The organism is Plantactinospora mayteni (assembly GCF_016862935.1).
Lineage (GTDB): Bacteria > Actinomycetota > Actinomycetes > Mycobacteriales > Micromonosporaceae > Plantactinospora > Plantactinospora mayteni.
Map to the genome: position 1 here is coordinate 58,785 of NZ_BONX01000001.1, position 19,752 is coordinate 78,536.

General features: G+C 72.7%; 17 protein-coding genes. 14 read left to right on the forward strand and 3 right to left on the reverse strand.

Annotated features, from left to right (window positions below; all coding sequences use genetic code 11):
- Positions 1–142: 142 nt before the first annotated feature.
- The 14 genes from Pma05_RS00200 (at position 143) to Pma05_RS00265 (ending at position 13,998) form a co-directional block, all read left to right on the forward strand.
- Positions 143–1,690 (forward strand): phage tail sheath family protein, encoded by a 1,548-nt coding sequence (locus Pma05_RS00200; protein WP_203855153.1) that lies wholly within the window; start codon positions 143–145, stop codon positions 1,688–1,690.
- Between the two features lie 62 nt (positions 1,691–1,752).
- Complete coding sequence (locus tag Pma05_RS00205; RefSeq protein ID WP_203855154.1) at positions 1,753–2,196, forward strand: phage tail protein; 444 nt, start codon at positions 1,753–1,755, stop codon at positions 2,194–2,196.
- A 108-nt stretch (positions 2,197–2,304) separates the two neighbouring features.
- Positions 2,305–2,784, forward strand: coding sequence for a zinc-ribbon domain-containing protein (locus tag Pma05_RS00210; protein ID WP_203855155.1), 480 nt, complete (start codon positions 2,305–2,307; stop codon positions 2,782–2,784).
- Positions 2,781–2,939 (forward strand): DUF6760 family protein, encoded by a 159-nt coding sequence (locus Pma05_RS00215; RefSeq protein WP_203855156.1) that lies wholly within the window; start codon positions 2,781–2,783, stop codon positions 2,937–2,939. Before Pma05_RS00210 ends, Pma05_RS00215 begins: the two co-directional genes overlap by 4 nt.
- Before the next feature lie 2,805 nt (positions 2,940–5,744).
- On the forward strand, positions 5,745–6,125 hold the full coding sequence (locus Pma05_RS00220) for a hypothetical protein (RefSeq protein ID WP_203855157.1): 381 nt from the start codon (positions 5,745–5,747) through the stop codon (positions 6,123–6,125).
- Positions 6,122–6,550, forward strand: a complete 429-nt coding sequence (locus Pma05_RS00225; protein ID WP_203855158.1) for a phage tail protein — start codon at positions 6,122–6,124, stop codon at positions 6,548–6,550. The genes Pma05_RS00220 and Pma05_RS00225 overlap by 4 nt, the downstream gene beginning before the upstream one ends.
- On the forward strand, positions 6,550–6,693 hold the full coding sequence (locus tag Pma05_RS00230; RefSeq protein ID WP_203855159.1) for a hypothetical protein: 144 nt from the start codon (positions 6,550–6,552) through the stop codon (positions 6,691–6,693). Before Pma05_RS00225 ends, Pma05_RS00230 begins: the two co-directional genes overlap by 1 nt.
- Entirely contained in the window at positions 6,690–7,454 is a 765-nt protein-coding gene (locus tag Pma05_RS00235; protein ID WP_203855160.1) for a CIS tube protein, read from the forward strand. Before Pma05_RS00230 ends, Pma05_RS00235 begins: the two co-directional genes overlap by 4 nt.
- A 4-nt stretch (positions 7,455–7,458) precedes the next feature.
- Positions 7,459–9,276, forward strand: a complete 1,818-nt coding sequence (locus Pma05_RS00240; RefSeq protein WP_203855161.1) for a VgrG-related protein — start codon at positions 7,459–7,461, stop codon at positions 9,274–9,276.
- A gap of 170 nt (positions 9,277–9,446) precedes the next feature.
- Positions 9,447–9,791, forward strand: a complete 345-nt coding sequence (locus tag Pma05_RS00245) for a PAAR domain-containing protein (RefSeq protein WP_203855162.1) — start codon at positions 9,447–9,449, stop codon at positions 9,789–9,791.
- 5 nt (positions 9,792–9,796) lie between these two features.
- Positions 9,797–10,216, forward strand: coding sequence for a GPW/gp25 family protein (locus tag Pma05_RS00250; RefSeq protein WP_203855163.1), 420 nt, complete (start codon positions 9,797–9,799; stop codon positions 10,214–10,216).
- 3 nt (positions 10,217–10,219) lie between these two features.
- A complete protein-coding gene (locus Pma05_RS00255; RefSeq protein ID WP_203855164.1) occupies positions 10,220–12,169 on the forward strand; it encodes a putative baseplate assembly protein in 1,950 nt (649 codons plus the stop codon).
- Positions 12,170–12,197: 28 nt separating this feature from the next.
- Positions 12,198–12,776 carry a phage tail protein gene (locus Pma05_RS00260; protein ID WP_203855165.1) on the forward strand — a complete coding sequence of 193 codons (579 nt, stop codon included), beginning with the start codon at positions 12,198–12,200 and terminating at the stop codon, positions 12,774–12,776.
- Positions 12,763–13,998: a zinc ribbon domain-containing protein gene (locus Pma05_RS00265; RefSeq protein WP_203855166.1), complete on the forward strand. Its 1,236-nt coding sequence runs from the start codon at positions 12,763–12,765 to the stop codon at positions 13,996–13,998. The genes Pma05_RS00260 and Pma05_RS00265 overlap by 14 nt, the downstream gene beginning before the upstream one ends.
- Positions 13,999–14,004: 6 nt before the next feature.
- Here the strand turns inward: Pma05_RS00265 and Pma05_RS00270 are convergent, their stop codons facing one another.
- The 3 genes from Pma05_RS00270 to Pma05_RS00280 form a co-directional block, all read right to left on the reverse strand.
- On the reverse strand, positions 14,005–14,823 hold the full coding sequence (locus tag Pma05_RS00270) for an AfsR/SARP family transcriptional regulator (protein ID WP_203855167.1): 819 nt from the start codon (positions 14,821–14,823) through the stop codon (positions 14,005–14,007).
- A 151-nt stretch (positions 14,824–14,974) separates the two neighbouring features.
- Positions 14,975–17,848 carry a helix-turn-helix transcriptional regulator gene (locus Pma05_RS00275; RefSeq protein ID WP_203855168.1) on the reverse strand — a complete coding sequence of 958 codons (2,874 nt, stop codon included), beginning with the start codon at positions 17,846–17,848 and terminating at the stop codon, positions 14,975–14,977.
- Positions 17,849–18,041: 193 nt separating this feature from the next.
- Positions 18,042–19,376, reverse strand: a complete 1,335-nt coding sequence (locus Pma05_RS00280) for a glycoside hydrolase family 43 protein (RefSeq protein ID WP_239311431.1) — start codon at positions 19,374–19,376, stop codon at positions 18,042–18,044.
- Positions 19,377–19,752 lie beyond the last annotated feature (376 nt).

The window sequence follows — 19,752 nt, forward strand, 5'->3', positions numbered from 1 at the left end:
GCCATTTGACGGCACTCGCGGGGAACTGCCTCTTCGGGTAGTGGCCGCTTCCCCGGTGCCCGCCCGTCGAGTCATGGTTCCCGGTCCCGGACCGGCCCAGACTTCTTTGCACGGATCACCGTCGTGCCCGAGGGAGTCTGTCATGCCGTCGTACCTGTCACCCGGGGTGTACGTGGAGGAGGTGCCGAGCGGCTCACGCCCGATCGAGGGGGTGGGTACCGCCGTCGCCGCCTTCGTGGGTTTCGCCGCCAGGGGGCCGTTCAACACCGCGACGCTGGTGACCAACTGGAGCCAGTTCGTCCAGACGTTCGGGGAGATGGTCGAGGACGCCTACCTGGCCCAGGCGGTGTACGGCTACTTCGCCAACGGTGGCGGTATCTGCTACGTGGTCCGGGTGGGCGACCCGGCGACGACGACCGGTGGGGGCGCGGCGGGCCGGACGGTCACCGGGCCGCCGGTGCCGCTCGGCACCTTCACCGTCACCGCCCTGCCCGGCTCCGGCGACGCCGGTGAGATCACCGTGGAGGTGGCCGACGTCGAGGGCGAGTCCGTGCCGGAGGACCGGTTCCGGCTGGTGGTTCGGCAGGACGGCGCGGAGCGGGAGACGTTCGACGTCTCCGCGAAGCGGAACACCAAGGCGTACGTGGTCAACCAGGTACGGGAGCGGTCGAAGCTGATCGCGGTCGAGGAGGCGGCGCCGGCGAACGCGCTGGCCCGGCCCGCGAAGCAGTCGGTGAGCGTACCGCCGGTGCCGGCCGAGGACGCCGGCCTGCCCGCCCGGGTCTCCGCCGACGACTACGTCGGTGACGCGGACGCCCGGACCGGCTTCGGCGGGCTGGAGGCGATCGACGAGGTCACCATGGTCGCGGTGCCCGATCTGATGAGCGCGTACCAGCGGGGGCGGCTCGGCCTCGACGACGTCAAGGCGGTCCAACTGGCGGTCATCTCGCACTGCGAGCAGATGGGGGACCGGATGGCGATCCTCGACCCACCGCCGGAACTGACCGCCCGGCAGGTGTTGACCTGGCGGCAGGGCGAGGCGGGGTACGACTCCCGGTTCGCCGCCCTCTACTACCCCTGGATCAAGGTGTTCGACCCGGCGAGCGGGCAGCACCGGTTCATGCCGCCGAGCGGGCACGTCGCCGGGCTGTGGTCGCGTACCGACGCGGAGCGCGGGGTGCACAAGGCCCCCGCGAACGACGTGCTCCGCGGCGTGATCGAGGTGCAGAACACGGTGACCAAGGGCGAACAGGACCTGCTCAACCCGATCGGGGTGAACTGCATCCGCACCTTCCCCGGCCGGGGGATCCGGGTGTGGGGCGCCCGGACCCTCTCCGCCGACCCCGCCTGGCGCTACATCAACGTACGTCGGCTCTTCAACTACATCGAGGAGTCGATCCTGCTCGGCACCCAGTGGGCGGTCTTCGAGCCGAACGACGAACGGCTCTGGGGCACGATCCGGCGCAACATCGCCGCGTTCCTCACCGAGGAGTGGCGCGGCGGGGCACTGTTCGGCAGCACCGCCGCCGAGGCCTTCTATGTCAAGTGCGACCGGGAGACCAACCCGCCGGAGTCGGTCGATCTCGGCCGGGTGGTCTGCGAGGTCGGGGTCTCCCCGGTACGGCCGGCCGAGTTCGTCGTCTTCCGGATGTCCCAGTACTCCGACAGCACCAGCCTCGTCTCCGAATGACCCGGCACGCACCCAGCACAGTGGACGTCGACGTGACGACAAGGAAAGGACGGTAACCAGCGATGGCGGAGACGGGCGACACCTTCGTGACCCACCGGTTCCAGGTGGAACTGGGCAAGGCCCGGGTCGAGTCGGTCCAGGAGGTCAGCGGGCTCACCGTGGAACTCGACGCGATCGAGGTCACCCAGGTCACCCCGACCGGGGAGTACATCATCCGCAAGATACCCGGGGCGAGGAAGGGCGGCGAGGTGACCATCACCCGCGGTCTGGACAAGAGCAGCGCGTTCACCGAGTGGATCAAGGACACCTACGAGAAGGGCGCGATCAACGCGGCCCGGCAGAACATCAGCGTCATCGTCGTGGACGCGGAAAACGCGGAGCAGCGCCGGTGGGATCTGACCAACGCCTGGGTGAGCCGGTGGGAAGGCCCCAACCTGAGGGCCGGTGACACGTCCCCGGCCACCGAGAAGATCACGATCGTCTTCGAGGAAATCACCAGTTCCTGATATCCACTCCGGTCCTCCGCCCCGGCGCGATTCCACAGACTCCGTGAAGGGAGGTAGCGGCGCCTTCTCCCGGTCCCGAAACGGCCGGGGTGCCACGCCGCGAGGTCGATGAGGCGACGTACCGTTTCGCACACCGCCCAGGACGAGCCGCCGGACGGCCCGGACTCCGACCCGGGGGCCGCCCCGGTCGGCCGGGCCACGCAGCCCGGGCCGCCGAGGCTCCAGACCGAGTTCTCCTTCGAACTCCCCCGGGGATACGTCGACGAGGCGGGCACCCTCCACCGGCACGGCAGCATGCGGCTGGCCACCGCCCGGGACGAACTCGCCCCGCTGGTCGACCTGAGGGTCAAGGACAATCCCGCCTACCTGTCGGTCGTGCTGCTAAGCATGGTCGTCACCCGGCTGGGCACGATCACCGAGGTACGGGCCGAGCACGTGGAGCGGCTGTTCGCCTCGGACCTGACCTTCCTCCAGGACTTCTACCGGCGGATCAACGCGGAGGGGCACACCCGCGCCGCGGTCACCTGCCCGCACTGCGCCGGAGGCTTCGAGGTGGATCTCGCCGGTGGTCGCCCGGGGGAATCGTGACGTACGCGGCCGACCGGCTCTACGAGGAGGTCGCGTACGTCGCCTACCACTTCCACTGGTCCCGCGACGAGATCCTCGACCTGCGTCACGACGAACGGCGGCGGTACGTCGCGGAGATCGCCGCCATCAACACCCGCGTCAACGAGGGCCGTTGACGTCCTCCCCGCCCCTAAAGCTGTACGCCGTACGCAGGTACGAATTCCATCCGAGGAGGCATCGTGACTGAACCGACCCGCCGCAGGACGACGGGCTTCGTTCCCGGACCGTCCCGGCTCCCCCGGACTGCTCCTGACGGAGTCCAGATTCCTCCCCGCCCTACAGTACGGGGCATCCTCCGGAGGGTTCGCTGATCGGCGATGGGCGTACGCGACCTGCTCCGGCGGTGGCGCGGACCAGCCGGATCCGCTCCACGACCGGACGACCCTACTCCGGACCCGGGCGCCCCCGTCCCGGGCCCGGGCACCACAGATCAGGGCTGGCGGAGCGTGCCGCCGATGGCGGGTCTGCTCCCCGGTGTCGAGATGCCGATCAGCGACCCGCTCGGGTTCCGGCGCCAGCTGGCCACCTGGCAGGATCCCGCCCTCCGGCGCCCGCTGAACCACTTGGTCAGCCCGGAGGCGCCCAGCGGGCTGGCGCACGACCTGCTCCGTCCGGTGCCCCCGGCATCGGCGACACCGGCTGGGCCTCCAGGGTCCGCCCTGCCGGTGCAACGCCGGGCCGCCGCCGAATCCCCGGCCGATATCGGCGTAGCCGCCTCGGCGATCCCTCCGGCCCTCGGTGAACTGCCCGGCTCTGACACTGGCCCGATGGCCGAGCGCGGAGGTCGGGCGGCCAGCGCCGGAGGTCCATCTCCGACCGGCCCGGCCACGACGCCGACCGTCGCCGTGCCGCCTCGACCGGTCCCGCCCTCCCCCGCCCGCCGGGCTGGTACGCCACTGACGCTCGCCCGGGTCACCGCGCCGCCGCGTCGACTTCCCGCCCGGCTGCCCGACCGCGCCGACCTCTCCCGGACACCGGCCGACCGCGCCGGCCTCTCCCGGACACCGGCCGACCGCGCCGACCTCTCCCGGACACCGGCCGACCGCGCCGACCTCTCCTGGACACCGGTCTCCGCTGTCCAGGCCGCCCCGGCACCAGCCACCCCGATCCCGGCCCCCGCCACCTCGGCTGTCCCTGTCGGCCGCGACCCGGCGCCGACCGGAGCGACCCGACCGGCGCCGGTGGCGCGGGCCCCCAGGGTTGGATCGACGCCCCCGCGGCTCGGTCTCGGCGAGCCCATCGTGTTGCCGGCCCCCGCTCCGGACGCTCCGGCGGCGGTACCGTCCAGGCCCCGGCCGTCCACGGACCAGCCGCTGCCCCGGTCCGGGGCGCCCGGCTCCGGTCCCGGGGCGCTCGCTGGCGGCGGCCCGCTGGCACCGGTGCAGCGGTCCGGCGCGGCCCGGCGTCGCGGGTCGTCGGCCGGCAGTGTTCCGGCGGCACCCGAACGCGGCGGCACCCGGCAGGGTTCCCCGCCCAGCGGCCCACCCGGGCACGCGAGCGGCGGTCCGCACCTCCCGGACGCCACGGTCGACCACACCGCCGCCGGCCGACCGGCCGCCTCCGGCCGTCCCGAAGCCGGTCCGGTGGCGCGGGCACCTCGTGCTGTGCCATCGTCAGGGGCGGGGCCGGGGTCGACTGTGGCCGGAGCAGGCCCCGCCAGCCCAGACAGCGCACCGTCCTGGGACGCCCCGCCGGGCCCGAGCAGACCGCCGGCTCACCAGCAGGTCCGGCCGCCGGTCGGCCTCGGGACCCCGCTCCCCCCGGATGCCCAGCCACGGATCGTGGCCCGGCCCCGACCGGTCGCCGCCCCCAGCCCGGCCACGAGCCTCCGACCCCGCTCGCCCGCCGATCCGTCGCCGCACTCCGGCGTCACCCCCGACCGGTCCACTCCGTCGACGGTCTCCGCCCCGGCCGCAGCATCCCCGCAGCCGGATGGCCCCGCCCCGACCCGGACGGACGGTGTACCCCCGGCGGCCCGGCCCCGGGCGGGCGGCGCGGCCACGGCGGTCCCGGCCCAGGCAGCCGGCCCACGCCAGGGATCCCGCCCGGTGCCACGTCCCGCCGCGCCGCCCGCCCCGATGCCGGCCGGGCAACCGCACCCTGCGGCGACGGTCGCCAGGTCGGAAACGCGGATGCCGGTCGTCCGACCGCACTCCCCTGCGTCGCCGTCGCTGGTCGCCGCCCCGACAGCGGGTGGTGGCGGCGGACGACGGCAGGGCCAGGCCCCGCTTCTCGGCGATCGGCCTCTGACGCCGGTGCTACAGCGGTCTGCCGGGGTCGCCGCGACGGCACGGCACCGCGCGGACTCCGGGTCGAGGGTGCCAACTGGTACCGGCAATCCGGCCAGGATGACGGTGCCGATCCGCTGGGTCCGGCCGCCCGGACACGGCTCGGAGACGTCAGCCAGCACCGCAACCTCGACCAGCACCACGACGTCGACCAGCACCACGACGACGCCCCGCACCGCAACGTCAGCCAGCACCACGACGTCAGCCAGCACCGCAACCTCGGCCAGCACCACGACGTCGGCTGGCCGGACTCCGGCACCTAACAAGGAGGCGCCCACGATGGCGGGATCACACGGAACTCTTCCCGGCTCTGGAATCCGGACCGCCCCGGCTGCGGACCCTCGCCCGCCCCGCCAGGTCCGGCCACTTCCCCGGCACGTCGCCGGACCGACCCGGCCGGCTTCCGCCGTCACCGTGCCGATGCCCCCGCCGCCGGCCCCAGGAACGGCGGTGCTGCCCCCACCCGTCCCGGCTCTCGGCCCTGCGGTCGGGACCGGCGCTCCCGGTGCCGCTCCCGCCAGGCCAGCCGGTGCCAGACCACAGATTCAGCGGACGCCGCGCGGCCCGGCCGCCGGCACCAGGGCGACCACGCCACCCGGAAGCGCCGGACCGGTCGTCCAGCGACAGCCGTCGGTGCCAGCCAGCGCCCCGACCGACACCCGCGCCCCGGCTGACACCCGAAACAGCAACAAGGCTGGCACCCGCACGACGACCGACACCCACATCACGACCGTCAGCCGCAGCGCGACCGTCAGCCGCAGGGCAACCGACGGCGGCACCAACCGGACCGCCGCCAGCGCCGGCTCGACCAATGGTCCACGGGATGCTGCCCCGGACCCGGAGCGCGGGTCCGGACGCGAGGACCGGGACAGCGCCGAGCGCTTCCACCACCTCGACCGCCGGGCACTGGACGAACTCGCACACCGCCTCGTCGAGCCGATCTCCCGGCTACTGCGGGCCGAACTCCGGCTGGGGCGCGAGCGCTCCGGTCGGTGGCTGGACGGTGGACGTTGAGCGGCATCGATCCCGGCACCAGCGTCCACTTCCGGCTCCGGATCGACGGGATCGACCTCGGGGACTGGAACTCGTGCGACGGGCTCGGCTGCGAGGTCGAGGTGGAGCAGCACGAGGAGGGCGGCAACAACGGCTTCGTCTGGCAACTGCCGTCCCGGGTGCGCTACACCAACGTCACCCTCACCCGGCCGCTGATCCCGGACACGGCCAAGGTGGCCCGGCTGCTCTCTGCCCTCCCGCAGGGCATCACCCGAGGCACCGCCCAGATCGCGGCGCTGCGGCCCGACCGGGCCATGCTGGTCCAGTGGGGTCTGGCCGACGTCGTACTCGTCCGCTGGACCGGCCCATCCTTCGACCCCAACCGCTCCGAGGCGGCGACGGAAAGCATCGAACTCGCCTACCACGGCTTCCTGGAGGTGGGCTAGTGCGGTACTGCGGATTCTCGGGCCATCGTGACCTGGTCGCGGCGGCCATCATCGCCACCCGCACCCCGGGCGGCGGACCCACCACCCCACCCACCCCCGCCGCCGCTGTGCCGGGCCGGACCGGTGGGGCGGCGGCGTCATGACGAGACCGACCGGCAAGGTCTCCGCGTTCATCCAGCGCTACAACCCGCCGCTCGGCGGCGGCAACCGTCCCGGCGGTCCGCTCGGCGGCCCGATCACCTTCATGTTCAATCCGAACCAGCTGACCCTGACCAAGTCGGCCTCCTGGATCCCGCACGTGGTGCGCGGCGCCGAGCAGGCCGGGATCGCGGAGTTCAGCGGCTCGGAGCCGCGCAGCCTTGCCCTGACGGTCTTCCTCGACGTGACCGACACGCACAGCCGCACCGTGCAGCAGCGGGTCGAAAGCCTGCTGACCTGCTGCGCGCCGACCATGGCCAGCATCGCGGCCAAGGCGCCCTCACCGCCGTGGGTGAAGTTCACCTGGGGTCAGTTCCAGACCGTCTCGTTCTACTCGTACGTCAGCCAGGTCACCGCGACGTACACCCTGTTCGACAGCTCCGGGACCCCGTTGCGGGCGACCTGCGCGGTGAACCTGACCGAGATCAGCGGCAGCAAGCCGGCCCAGAACCCCACCTCCGGCAGCCGCTCCGCGCGCCGGGTGCACCGGGTGGTGGACGGCGACTCGTTGCCGCTGCTGGCCCACCGGGAGTACGGCGACCCGACCGTGTGGCGGGTGATCGCCGAGGCGAACGACCTCGACGACCCGACCCGGCTGCCCCCGGGCACCGAACTGCTGTTGCCCGCCCCTGACGAGATCCCGGCCGTACTGTCCCGCGCCCCCGGCCCGCCAGCCGGGTCGGTCACCGCCGGTGAAGGTAGGTAGCTATATGCCCACGGGAACCCTCACCAACCTCCTCAAGGTCGGCCTGCCGGCGGACGAGCTTCCCGATCCCTGGCCGGACGAGTTGGTGTACGGCTGTGTCGAGGACGGCGTCAACATGCCGGCGGTAGCCACCCTGCGTTACCGCGACACCGGATCGGTGCTGCTGGAGAAGACCCAGATCACGATCGGCCGGAAGCTGACCGTGGCGGTACGGGCCGGAAACCGCACCGGCGAGACAGCCCTGTTCACCGGGGAGGTGGTCACCGTCGAGACGGAGTTCGACGGCACCGGCACCCACACCACCATCCGGGCCATGGACCTGTCACACCGGCTCCGGCGCGGCCGACGGGTCGCCAGCTACCGCAACCAGAAGGCCTCCGACATCGCCGGGGAACTCGCCCGGTTCGCCGGACTGCCGCTCGGCCAGATAGATCCCAGCACCGTGGTCTACGAGGTGGTGGCGCAGCCCAACGTCAGCGACTGGGAGTTCCTCAGGATGCTGGCGGCCGACAACGACGCCGAGGTGGCGATGGTCGACGGCCGGTTCGAGTTCCGCCGCCCCGTCCGCGCCGCCTCCGCCCCGCCTCCGCAGACGACCGCCGAGCGCAGTGACTTCGTGGCGGAGGTGGACGGGAACATACTCGCCCTGCACGCCACCGTCACCTCGGTTGGCCAGTTCACCGACGTGGAGGTACGCGGCTGGGACCGCCGCACCCGCCAGCCGGTGATCGGCCGGGCCCCGGTCAGCGACAGCGAAGAGGTGCGGCTCCCGGTGACCGCCGGGCAGTTGGCGGCCCGGTTCGGCACCGCCGAGATGCTGGTCACCGACGTGCCGTACGAGACACCGGCCGAGGTCGACACGGTGTCCCAGGCCCTGGCCGCCCAGGTGGCGACCGGCTTCGCCGAAGTCGAGGTGACCGTGCGCGGCAACCCGCTGCTGCGGACCGGTGTGCCGTTCAGCCTCGGCGGCGTCGGAAAACCGTTCGCCGGCAAGTACACCGTGACCGCCAGCCGGCACGTCTTCGGGCCGGCGCGGTTCTACGAGACCTGGCTGACGGTCAGCGGCGGTCAGGACCGCTCGCTCGGTGGACTGGCCGCAGGCAGCCCGGCGGCGCTCCGGTCGCGGATGCCAGGGCTGGCCATCGGGGTGGTCACCGACGCCAACGCCACGCTGGACCGCAACCATCCGGAACGTCGGGACCGAGGCTGGGTCAAGCTCCGGTTCCCGTGGCTGGACAACACGTACGAGACCGACTGGGTCCGGACGGTGCAACTGGGCGGGGTCGGTGGCGGCGGGGTCTGCTGCCCCGAGGTCGGTGACGAGGTGCTGGTCGGGTTCGAGCAGGGGCTGCTCGACCGGCCGTACGTGATCGGCGGGTTGTACAACGGCGTCGACGAGCCGTCACCGCACGACGGACCGCTGGTCGACCCGACGAGCGGGGCGGTGAACCGGCTCTCGTTCGCGTCCCGCCGGGGCCGGGCGGCCGGCGGTCGGAGCACCGGCAACTGGGTGGAACTGCTGGACGGGCCCACCGTCGCTGCCGCGACGCAGGGGGTCCGGCTGCGTACCCAGAACGGCGCCGACAGTTTGCTGCTGCACCTGGACCGGGCCGGCACCTCGGTGCTGGTCCGCAGCGACGGCAGCGTCGTGATCGAGGCCAAGACCGAACTCACCGTCCAGGGGACCGGGGGTGTCTCGGTCGAGTCGCGCGGGCCGGTCTCGGTCACCGGCCGGGGCGTGTCGGTGGACGCCGGGGCCGGTGAGCTGAAACTCACCGGGGCCAGCGTGTCGGTCTCCGGCCGGGTCGTCCGGATCAACTGAACAGTGAACCGTTTTCCACCTGAACCGCGCGGCGCGCACGCACCGGGTCCGACCTGGCGGTCCGACGGATCGCAAGGGGAGGTCGGAAAAGGTTCAGTCATGCCGATCAGCCGAGCGGTCGGACAGATCAGCCGAGCGGTCGGACAGGTCAACCGAGCAGGAGAGACGCGATGCCACCAGCAGCCCGGATCGGGGACAGGGTCGGCCACGGCGCGCCCACCGGCACCGTCGGCCCGCCCGGCATGACCGCGCCGGTACCGACCGCCGGGCCCACGCTCGGCGTGGCCAGTGTGCTGATCGGTGGCCGGCCGGCCGCGGTGGTCGGCACGATCTGCAACTGTCCGGTCCCGCCGCCGCACCAGGCGCTCGGTCCGGGCAACGTCGTGCTGCCGGGGCCGCCACCGGCGCGGGGACAGGTGCTGATCGGCGGCTTCCCCGCCGCCCGCAGGGGCGACCGGACCACCTGCTCGGCGACGATCCTGACCGGCGCCGGCAACGTCCTGATCGGGGGCTGAGCGAGGTGGCGGAGCAGTTCGTCGGCGCCGGGTGGGCGTTTCCGCTCCGGGTCGACGCCAGCGGCGGCATCGCCCTGGTCAACCGGGAGCGGGAGATCGTCGAGGCGATCCGGCTGATCCTCGGCACCGCACCCGGGGAGCGACCGATGCGCCCCGAATTCGGCTGCGGGATCCACGACTACGTCTTCGCACCGGCGGACGAGAACACCGCCGGGCAGGTCGCCTTCGAGGTGCGGGCGGCACTCGACCGCTGGGAGCCCCGAATCGAGGTCACCGACGTGGTCGTGGGCTTCGACGAGGTGACCGCCGGCACCCTCTACATCGACATCCGATACCAGGTCCGGGGGACGAACGATCCACGCAACCTGGTCTTCCCGTTCTATGTGATCCCGTCGCACGACGGGCCCGAGGTGGAGGCGACGTAACCGATGGTCCTGCCCGCGCCCAACCTCGACGACCGACGCTTCCAGCACCTCGTCGACGACGCCAAACGCTTCATCCAGCAGCGCTGCCCGGAGTGGACCGACCACAACGTCTCCGATCCGGGGGTCACGCTCGTCGAGGCGTTCGCGCAGATGACCGACGAGCTGCTGTACCGGTTGAACCGGGTGCCGGAAAAGAACTACCTGGCCTTTCTCGACCTGATCGGCGTACAGCTCTTCCCACCGACCGCGGCCCGCGCCGCCCTCACGTTCTGGCTCGCCGCCCCGCAGGCCGAGGTGGTACCGCTGAGGGCCGGGACCGAGGCCGGCACGGTCCGTACCGAGACGGAGGAGGCCATCGTCTTCGCCACCGCCACCGACCTGGCGATCGTGCCGTGTGAGCTGGCCCAGCTGTGGGTCCAGCCGGCCGACGGTCCGGCGGTCGACCGTACCGACCAGGTGCGGGACGGCCGGGACGTGCCATGTTTCGCCGCACCGCCCGCGGTCGGCGACGCCCTGCTGCTCGGCTTGTCCTCGGCGGTCCCGTCCTGCGCGGTGGTGCTGCGGTTGGAGAGCCGGGTGGAGGGAATCGGGGTCGACCCCCGGCAGCCGCCGCTGCGCTGGGAGGCGTGGGACGGCGCACAGTGGGCGGAGTGTGCGGTGGACAGCGACTCCACCGGCGGGCTCAACCGGCCGGGCGACGTGGTGCTGCACGTACCGGCCGGGCACACCACCTCCACGGTCGGTGGCCAGCGGGCCGGCTGGCTGCGGTGCCGGCTGGTGGCCGCGGAACCCGGCCAGCCGTTCTATTCGGCGTCGCCGACGATCCGGGCCGCGTCGGCGTTCACCATCGGTGGCACGGTCGAGGCGGTGCACGCCGAGACGGTGTTCGACGAGTTCCTCGGCGAATCCGAGGGGGTGTCGGGGCAACGCTTCCGGGTGGCCCGCCCGCCGGTGATCCCCGACGACGAGCCGTTCGTGGTCGAGGTCTCCGACGGCTCCGGCTGGCAGGAGTGGACCGAGGTGGACGCGTTCGGCGCCACCGGTCCGGCCGACCGGTGCGTGACCGTGGACCGGACCACCGGCGAGGTGGCGTTCGGTCCGGCGGTCCGCGAACCCGACGGTGCCCTGCGCCGCTACGGCGCGGTGCCCCCGAACGGCGCCCGGCTGCGGGTCCGCCGCTACCGTACCGGCGGCGGGCGGCGCGGAAACGTGGCCCGGGGCGCGATCTCGACGCTCCGCAGCTCGGTGCCGTACGTGAGCCGGGTGGAGAACCGGGAGGCCGCCGTCGGCGGCGTGGACGGCGAGTCGGTGCAGAGCGCCCGGCAGCGCGGTCCGGTGCAGCTACGGGCACAGGACCGGGCGGTCACCGCCCGGGACTACGAGCTGATCGCCGAGCAGGCGGTACCGGCCGCCGCCCGGATCCGCTGCCTGGCCGCCGGAGACGGCGCCGACCCCGGCGGCGTACGCGTCCTCGTCGTACCCGAAGCGGTCGCGGACGCGGGTGAACGACTCCGCTTCGAGCAACTCATCCCGCCCGACGACATGCTCGCGACCATCGCCGAGCACCTGGACGCCCGCCGCCCCATCGGGGTACGGCTGGCCGTGGAACCGCCCTTCTACCAGGGCGTCACCGTGGCGGCCCGGCTGACCGCCCGACCCGGCACGGCGACCGGCCAGCTCCAGACGGCCGCACTCGACGCACTGTACGGCTATCTCAACCCGCTGCGCGGCGGGCCGGACGGGACGGGCTGGCCGTTCGGCCGGCCGGTGCAGTCCGGCGAACTCTTCGGGGTGCTCCAGCGGCTGGCCGGCGTCACCCTGGTGGAGGAGGTGCTGCTCTTCCCCGCCGACCCGATCACCGGCCGGCGTGGTGCGCCGACGGCCCGGGTCGACCTCGACCGGCATGCGCTGGCCTTCTCCTACGAGCACCAGGTCCGGGTGGAGTATCGCTAGGTCCGGCAGGACCGGAGAGGGGTGTCCCATGCGTGGTGCGGTGCCGGGTCTCGGCACGCCGCATCCGTTCGTTCGGCGGCTGCCGGCGATCTATGCCACGGACGAGTTGGCGGGGCGGATGCTCGCGGCCTTCGACGAGGTGCTGGCGCCGGTGCACTCGACGCTGGACAACCTCGCCGCCTATCTGGACCCCCGGCTGGCCCCGGCCGACTTCGTCGACTGGCTCGCCGGCTGGGTGGCGGCCGAAACGGCGCCGGGATGGACGCTGGGGCAGCGCCGCGAGGCGGTCGCCGACGCGGTGCTGCGGCACCGGGTACGCGGCACGGCACGGGGCCTGGCGGAGCAGGTGCAGATGGTCTTCGGGGTGTGGCCGGAGATCACCGAGAACGGGGGTACGGCCTGGTCGTCGACTCCGGGCGGGCCGCTTCCCGGAACGGCGGTGCCCGCCCTGACGGTGACGGTGCGGGTGTCCGAGCCCGACCTGGTTCCGCTGGACCGGCTACAGGCGTTGGTGGAGGCGAACCGGCCGGCGCACGTACCGTGCACGGTCCGGGTCGTCGTCGAGGGCGACGAGACACCGGGGGGCGACGACGATGGAACGCTGTGAGCGGTGCGCCCCGGCCGAGCCCGGCGGCACCTTCTGCGCGGTCTGCGGATCCTTCCTCGGCTGGGAACAGTCCGAGGACGCTCCCCCTCCCGTCCGGCCGTCGGCCCCGCCCCGTCCCGGCCCGCCCGCGACCGCACCGGCGGCGGGCGGTCAGGTGACCGGGACGGAACCTCCGGCACCACCGGCCGCGACCGGCAACGGTGACCGGACGGAGACGACGACGGCCCGCCCGCCGGACGGCACGACCACCGCCGACCGGGTGCCCGAGGCGCCGACACCCCGCCCGACGAGCCCTGGCGCCACTGTCGACCCGGGCGCCACTGTCGACCCGGGCGCTACTGTCGACCCGGGCGGCGCTGTCGACCCGGGCGGCGCTGTGGACGTGGGGACCTCAGCGGGGTCGGTGGAGGCGGTCCAGCCGGCTCGCCCGCAGGCCCGCCGGCCCGTCGTGCGCCAACGCCCGCCGTCGACGAAGGATGGTTCCGGCGATGTCGCCTGCCCCGCCTGCGGAACCGGCAACCCACCGGACCGGAGATTCTGCCGGCGGTGCGGGGCGGCCCTCGGCGCCCAGACCGGACCGTCGGGGCGGGCCTCGTGGTGGCGCCGGCTCCGCCAGGCCCTGCTCCGTGGGGCACGCTGGCTGTTCCAGCCCCGCTCCGGCGGATGGGGTCTGGTGCGTCGAGGCGTCGTCCTGCTGCTCGCCGCCGCCCTGCTCGCCGGTCTCGGCTACGGCGTGGCCCGGCTCGGCCCCCAAGCCAGCGACGCCGTGCGGGACCGGCTCGCCGATCCGCAGCCGGTGAGCCCGGTGTCGGCAGCAGCGTCGAGTCAGGCGAGGAACCACCCGGCGGAAGCGGTGGTCGACGGGCTCAGCAACAACTTCTGGGCTCCGGCCGCTGAGGGCGCCGGGCACGGAGAGTACGTGGAGCTCACCTTCGCCGCCCCGTTCCGGCTGCTCGACCTGATCGTCCATCCCGGGGTGTCGGCGCAGCGCGACGCCTTCCTGCGGCAGGCCCGGCCGGCGGAGCTGGAACTGACCCTCTGGACCAGCCAGGGCGAGGCCGAGAGCACGACGCTGCGGCTCGCCGACCAGGCCGGTCCGCAAACCTTCCATCATGTCGTCGACGACGTGGTCAAGGCGCGGTTGACCGTCCGGGAAAGCTACGGCAGCGCGGCCGGCCGCCGTACGGCCATCGGCGAGGTGGAGTTCTTCCGCCGGCCCTGACGGCGCTCACGCCGCCCGGGCCGGCCCGGGAACCCCGAGGGTCCGCAGCACCTGGTCGTAGGCGCAGCGCGTCCGCGCCGCAGCCGCCGGGTCGCCGGAGCGCTGATGCGCCTCGGCCAGTACCCGCCAGGCGTCGTCCCGGAACCCGTCGATCTCCAGTCCGCGCCGGGCCGTTGCGGCCGCCGCCGCGAGATTCCCCGCCTCCAGTTCGAGCGCGGCGAGCGTCGCCGCCGCCTCCGCCGCCAGCGTGCGGTAGCGGTCGCGTTCGGCCACGACCCACTCGGCCGGCCCGTCCTCCGGCAGCAGGTCGCCCGCGTACTGGGCGAGACCTTCCCGCAGGGCTGCCACCGCGACGCCCCGCTGCCCCGTGCCGACGGTTCGGCGCCAGGCCGCGACCGCGTCCTCGAACGAACGCACGTCGCAGCGGGCGGTGCGCGGCAGTGCCAGCAGGTACGACTCGCTGTCACGCCGTACGAACCGGGATTCACCACGCCGCACGCCCGGTTCGAGAAATGCCCGAAGCGTGGAGACGCTGACGTGCAGGTTGCGGATGCCGGACCCGACCGGCAGTTCCGGCCAGAGCGCCATCAGGATGATCTCGCGGTGCACCGGCCGGCCGCCATGGGCGGCCAGGAAGCGCAGCAGGGCGCGGACCCGCGGCCGTACCGTCGTCCAGTCCAGCCGCCGCCCGGGGATCTCCAGGTGGAACCCGCCGAAGCAGCGGACCACGAGCGGCGAGCCGGCGTCCACTGACAGCGGAGCGGCCTGCGGCCCCGGTTTCTCGGCCGCCCGTCCCCGGATCGGCTGATGGCTCGCGTACCTCATCTCCGGAACTCCTCCCCTCCCGCATCGGTCGCCGTCCCACGACGATGCTGCCTCAGCCGGCCCATACGGACATCGGTCAGTTGACGCAACCCGAGCCGGGCCCGGCGGAGGTACGAACCTTCACCTCGCCCGGACCGGTGGTCTCCGAGGGTCAGGAGTCGGTGCCGGACGCCCCGCGGCGCAACGCCTCACGGGCGATCTCCACCCGGCTCCGTACGCCGAGCTTGCCGAGGATGTGCGAGATGTGGGTCTGCACGGTACGCCGAGACAGATAGAGTTCCCTGGCGATGTCCGGGGTGGACCGTCCCTCGGCCACCAGGGCGGTCACCCGCGCCTCGGTCGGGGTGAGCGCCTCCCAGCCGACCTGTGCGCGGGCCGGCCGGGGCCCTCGGACACCCCGGCGCACACCGAGCCGCCGGAGTCGCCGCTCGGCCCGGCGGATGTCCCAGACCGCGCCGAGGGCGTCGTACCGGTCGACCGCCTCGCCCAGCAGTGTCCTCGCCTCGGCCTGCTCGTCGCGTTCGGCGAGCACCGCGGCCAGGTCCTCCAGCGTTCCGGTCAGCTCCACCGGCGAGCCGACCGACCGGTAGTACGCGACCGCCTCGCGCAGCGGCGCCGGATCGCCGTCGAGCAGGCCCTGACACCGGCGCAGCGCCGCTGCGGCCCGACCCGGCTGGGACTCCGCCGCGGTCTCGGCCTGGCAGGCGCGCAGTGCCGCCAGGGCCGCCGGCCGGTCGTCGGTCGCCACCGCGAGTCGAACCAGCTCGGGCGCCCACTGGTGGAGCAGGGTCATCTCGCCGGGCCCGCGCTCCAGGACCGCTGACAGCAGCGACAGCGCCCGTGCCGGCTCCCCCTCCTGCTCGGCGGCGAGCGCGCGGGCGGCGAGCAGGAAATCGCGATTCTCTCGGTCGGCGACGGTCCGGACGGGAAGCGCGAGGCCGGCCCGGAGGTGTTCGGCCGCGGCCGCGTTGGCACCGCGACGTCCGGCGATCAACGCGGCGACACCATGCCACAGCAACGCCGGCCCTCGCTCACGAAGCCCGGAGTACGTGATGGTCGTGCTGTCCCGCTCGACGACGTCGAGCTCTGCCAGCGCGTCGTCCCAGCGGCCGAGCCAGTACAGCAGCACGGCCGCGGTGAGCGTCGAGACGCCCTGGCCAGGCCCGCCGACCCGTTGCCCCAGCTCGCGTGCCCGCCGCATGGTCGCCTCCGCCTCCGGCCACCGGTCGAGGTTCTGGAGGGTGAAGATCCGGCCGTCGAAGGCAAAGGTCCGTAGGTCGGTGTGCTCGGGTGCGTCGCTCAGCACCGTCAACGCCCGGTCGACATAGCCGAGGGCGGCGTCGTGGTCGCGCCGTACCGAGTGGGTCAGCCACAGGTCGGTCAGCGCGTACGCGACGGCGAAGGCGTCCCCGGCCTCCTCCCCGACCCGCAGCGCCTCCCGCGCGGTGCTGTCGGCGGTGCCCAGGTGGCCGCCGCTCGCCCGTTTGAACATCGACAGTGAGGCCAGCAGGCGGGCCTGCCACACCGCCGGTATGTCCGGACGGGCGAGAGCCGCGCTCAGGACGTCCAGGGCTTCTTCGTTGCGGCCCTGACTGAAGAGCGTGCGGGCCATAATCGAGGACATCTCCGCGCGGTGCCCGGGCTGGGTCACCATGGTGAGCGCCTGCCGGGCCCGGTCGGCGGCCTCGGGGTGACGCCCGGCGTTGAGCAGTACCCGGGCGAGTTCGACGGAGAGCGCGGCCTGGTCGGCTCGGTCGAGTTGGCTCGTCTCCAACTCCCGCTGTAGGAGTTCCGCCGCGATGTCCGGGGCTCGGGCGGCCAGCGCCGGTGCCGCCTCGACCACCCAGGTGTGTGTCCACTCGTCACCTGGATGGCCGGCCGCCAGCAGTTGCTGGGCCACCCGCAGCGGTTCGGCGCCGACGCCGGCCAGCGTCTTCGCCGCCTCGCAGTGCAGCGCCGCGCGCAGCGCGGCCGGCATGCTGTCGTAGAGGGCCTGGCGGATCAGTGGATGCCGGAAGGCAAGCTGGTCGCCGACGCCGATGACGATGCCGGCCGCCACCGCGTTCTGCAACCCTTCGGCCAGGTCCGACGCCGTCCGGCGTAGCACCGCGGCGAGGTCGGTGACGGCGAACTCGCCGCCGAGCAGTGAGGCGGTGCGCAACATCTGGGCGGTGGCCGCCGACACCACGCTGAGCCGATCGGTCAGGGCGCCCGCGAAGGAGGCCGGGACCCGTTCGAGCGCGTCGTCGGAGAGCTCGCCACCGGTCAGCGCGGCGCAGGCCGTCTGCTCCCGGGCCAGGGCGTCGAGCAGCTCGCGCAGATAGAGCGGGTTGCCCATGGCCCGCCCGAGCAGGCGGTCGAGCGCCGGACCCGGCGGCGCCCCGAGCACTCCGGTGATCATGGTGCGGACATCGTCCGGGCCGAGCGCGCCGAGCGGGAGCAGGGTGCCGCCTCGGCGGAGTGTGGCCGCCCGCAATGTCTGGACATCCTGCCGGATCGGTACCGGGCGGGTGGCGCTGACCAGCAGCAGCGGAAGCTCTTCAACCGCGAGAGCGAGCCGGTGCCACAGCATCAGCGATGCCTCGTCAGCCCATTGCAGATCGTCGAGGACCAGCACGGTGGGGCTGTCGGTACACAACTCGTCGACCAGCGACACGAGCATCTCGGTGGCCGTGTAGGCGACGTCGTCCGCGGCGAACAGCCCCGGCCGCCGGTCCCGCAGGAAGTCGGCGATCCGCGCCCGGCGGGGGTCCGGCGAGCGCGGTCGCACCTGGAGACAGTCCAGCATCACCCGCAGCGGAAAGCGATGGGACAACTGGTCCGCGGTTCCCCACAACACCTCACGGGTGCCGCTCCCACCGTTGGTGAGCCCGGCGGCGACCAGGGAGGACTTACCGATGCCCGCCTCACCCTCCACCCAGAGCACCGACCCCCGGCCCTGGCTGGCGGCCTCGGTGGCGGCGTGCAGCACGGCCAGTTCCTTCTCCCGCCCGGCCCAGACCGCTGGCAGCTCAACCGGGAACATGACGAAGACACATGAACGAAATGGAAGGCGGAACAACGCACACCGGTGCATATTAGCCGACCACTATGGGCACCAGCACGCAGATCCATTGAGGTTTAAAAATGTAACAAGCCCTTCTTGAACTCATCCTCACTGATACGCTGTCCGCATCGGCGCTGCGTACTGTCGACCGTTCGTGGTCGGCGCCAACTCACTACCGTTGCTGGAACTGCCACCAGTCGACGTTGAGCAGGTAGCCGCTGCCGCCGGCGAACCGCAGGTACAGGTCGTGGGTGCCGGTCGCGCCGCTTACCGGGCAGGTGACGGTCGTCCAGGTCTGCCAGCCTCCGGTACCCGGCACGGTGCAGGTGCCCACGAGGGTGCCGTTGGTACCGCCCAGGCGCAACTCGATGCGGCCGCCGCTGGTTCCCGAGGCCACTCGGGCACTGAAGGAGCCGGCACCGGCGCCGAAGGCCACACCCTTGACCTTGATCCAGTCCGCGTTCTCGATCCAGCCGACGTTCATGCCCCCGCCACTGGCCGGCTCGGTCTCCACACCGGTCTCCCAGGCGATCGTCTCGGCCTCCTGCCGAACGTAGGGGTTCAGCGTCCCGACCTGCGGAGCACCCGTCGCGGTCATGTTGATCGTCGGGATCGTCCCGTCGGAGTTGTAGGTGAACCTCTCCACCGCAACGGATCGGGTGAAGCCGCCGCCGCCCGGCAGAGCACCGTTGTGGTAGAAGAAGTACGAGCCGCCGTTGAAGTCGATGACGCCGGGGTGGTTGGTGAAACTCCCGCCCTGCCGGGGCATGACCGTCCCACGGTAGGTCCACGGCCCGGTCGGCCCAGGAGCCGTCGAGTAGCCGATGAACTCCGCGCAGCATTCCGCCGCGAACACGTTGTAGTACAGCCCGTTCCGCTTGTAGACCCAGGGCGCCTCCTCGTAGAGGGTCGGGCGACTCGCGTTCCCGCTCCGGGCACCGAATCCCGCCGTGGTCAGCGGGATCTGCGTCGGACCGCCCGAGAACGAGATCATGTCGGCGTTCAACCGCACATACCACAGATTGGGGTTGCCCCAGTACAGGTACGCCTGCCCGTTGTCGTCGATGAAGGCGGCCGGGTCGATCTCCCCGTTCTCCACCAGTGGACGACCGAGCGCGTCTCGGAACGGCCCGGTGGGGCTCTCCGACACACCGACCCCGATCGCCATTCGGCCGGTCGCCCGGTTCTTGACCGGCACATACCAGTAGAACCTGCCGTTGCGGTAGATGGTGTGGCCGGCCCACGCGTCGGCGCTGGCCCAACTAAAGGTGGCCAGACTCATCGGAGAGCCGTGGTCGGTCCAGTTCACCATGTCCGCCGACGACCAGACCCGCCACTCGCGCATGGTGAAGTAGGTCGAGCCGTCCTCGTCGTGACCGGTGTAGAGGTACACCCGGCCGTTGTGCACCAGCGGAGCCGGGTCGGCCGTGTAGATCGTCTGCACGATAGGGTTGTCCGCCCGGGCCACCCCGGGCACCAACACCGCGAGGCACAGCAGCGCGGACATCAAGGCCACGCCGCGTCTGACCGCCGCACGGCCGGAAGTTCCGGATTTCATGGTTACCTCCTCGGGAACCACGCTCGCCTCAAGCGCGGTCGATTCGTCGCAGGTGGTGGTCGCCGCTTGGGCCGACGCGGAGCTTGCTCACTCCGCGCCGGCCCTCCCAGGTCACGGCGGCAGCGGACATGTCGGCGTCGATGACGCTGCCGGCCATGCCTGGAGACCGTGCTCCGGCCCTGCCCGGGTGCAGACCGGCCAACAGACGGGGTTGCTGTTATCGCTAACACTTTCAGATCCCCTGGTCCCGTGCACCGAGGCCCGGGGGACAGGAGAGCGCTCACATCGATGAATGAAGATTGCCAGATTGTTTCGCATTCTTCAA

What these genes read in the sequence shown, in the direction of transcription:
- Pma05_RS00200 (WP_203855153.1), top strand. Translation starts at nt 143, where the DNA reads ATGCCGTCGTACCTGTCACCCGGGGTGTACGTGGAGGAGGTGCCGAGC.
- Pma05_RS00205 (WP_203855154.1), top strand. Translation starts at nt 1,753, where the DNA reads ATGGCGGAGACGGGCGACACCTTCGTGACCCACCGGTTCCAGGTGGAA.
- Pma05_RS00210 (WP_203855155.1), top strand. Translation starts at nt 2,305, where the DNA reads ATGAGGCGACGTACCGTTTCGCACACCGCCCAGGACGAGCCGCCGGAC.
- Pma05_RS00235 (WP_203855160.1), top strand. Translation starts at nt 6,690, where the DNA reads ATGACGAGACCGACCGGCAAGGTCTCCGCGTTCATCCAGCGCTACAAC.
- Pma05_RS00240 (WP_203855161.1), top strand. Translation starts at nt 7,459, where the DNA reads ATGCCCACGGGAACCCTCACCAACCTCCTCAAGGTCGGCCTGCCGGCG.
- Pma05_RS00245 (WP_203855162.1), top strand. Translation starts at nt 9,447, where the DNA reads ATGCCACCAGCAGCCCGGATCGGGGACAGGGTCGGCCACGGCGCGCCC.
- Pma05_RS00255 (WP_203855164.1), top strand. Translation starts at nt 10,220, where the DNA reads ATGGTCCTGCCCGCGCCCAACCTCGACGACCGACGCTTCCAGCACCTC.
- Pma05_RS00260 (WP_203855165.1), top strand. Translation starts at nt 12,198, where the DNA reads ATGCGTGGTGCGGTGCCGGGTCTCGGCACGCCGCATCCGTTCGTTCGG.
- Pma05_RS00265 (WP_203855166.1), top strand. Translation starts at nt 12,763, where the DNA reads ATGGAACGCTGTGAGCGGTGCGCCCCGGCCGAGCCCGGCGGCACCTTC.
- Pma05_RS00270 (WP_203855167.1), bottom strand. Translation starts at nt 14,823, where the DNA reads ATGAGGTACGCGAGCCATCAGCCGATCCGGGGACGGGCGGCCGAGAAA.
- Pma05_RS00275 (WP_203855168.1), bottom strand. Translation starts at nt 17,848, where the DNA reads ATGTTCCCGGTTGAGCTGCCAGCGGTCTGGGCCGGGCGGGAGAAGGAA.
- Pma05_RS00280 (WP_239311431.1), bottom strand. Translation starts at nt 19,376, where the DNA reads ATGTCCGCGCTGCTGTGCCTCGCGGTGTTGGTGCCCGGGGTGGCCCGG.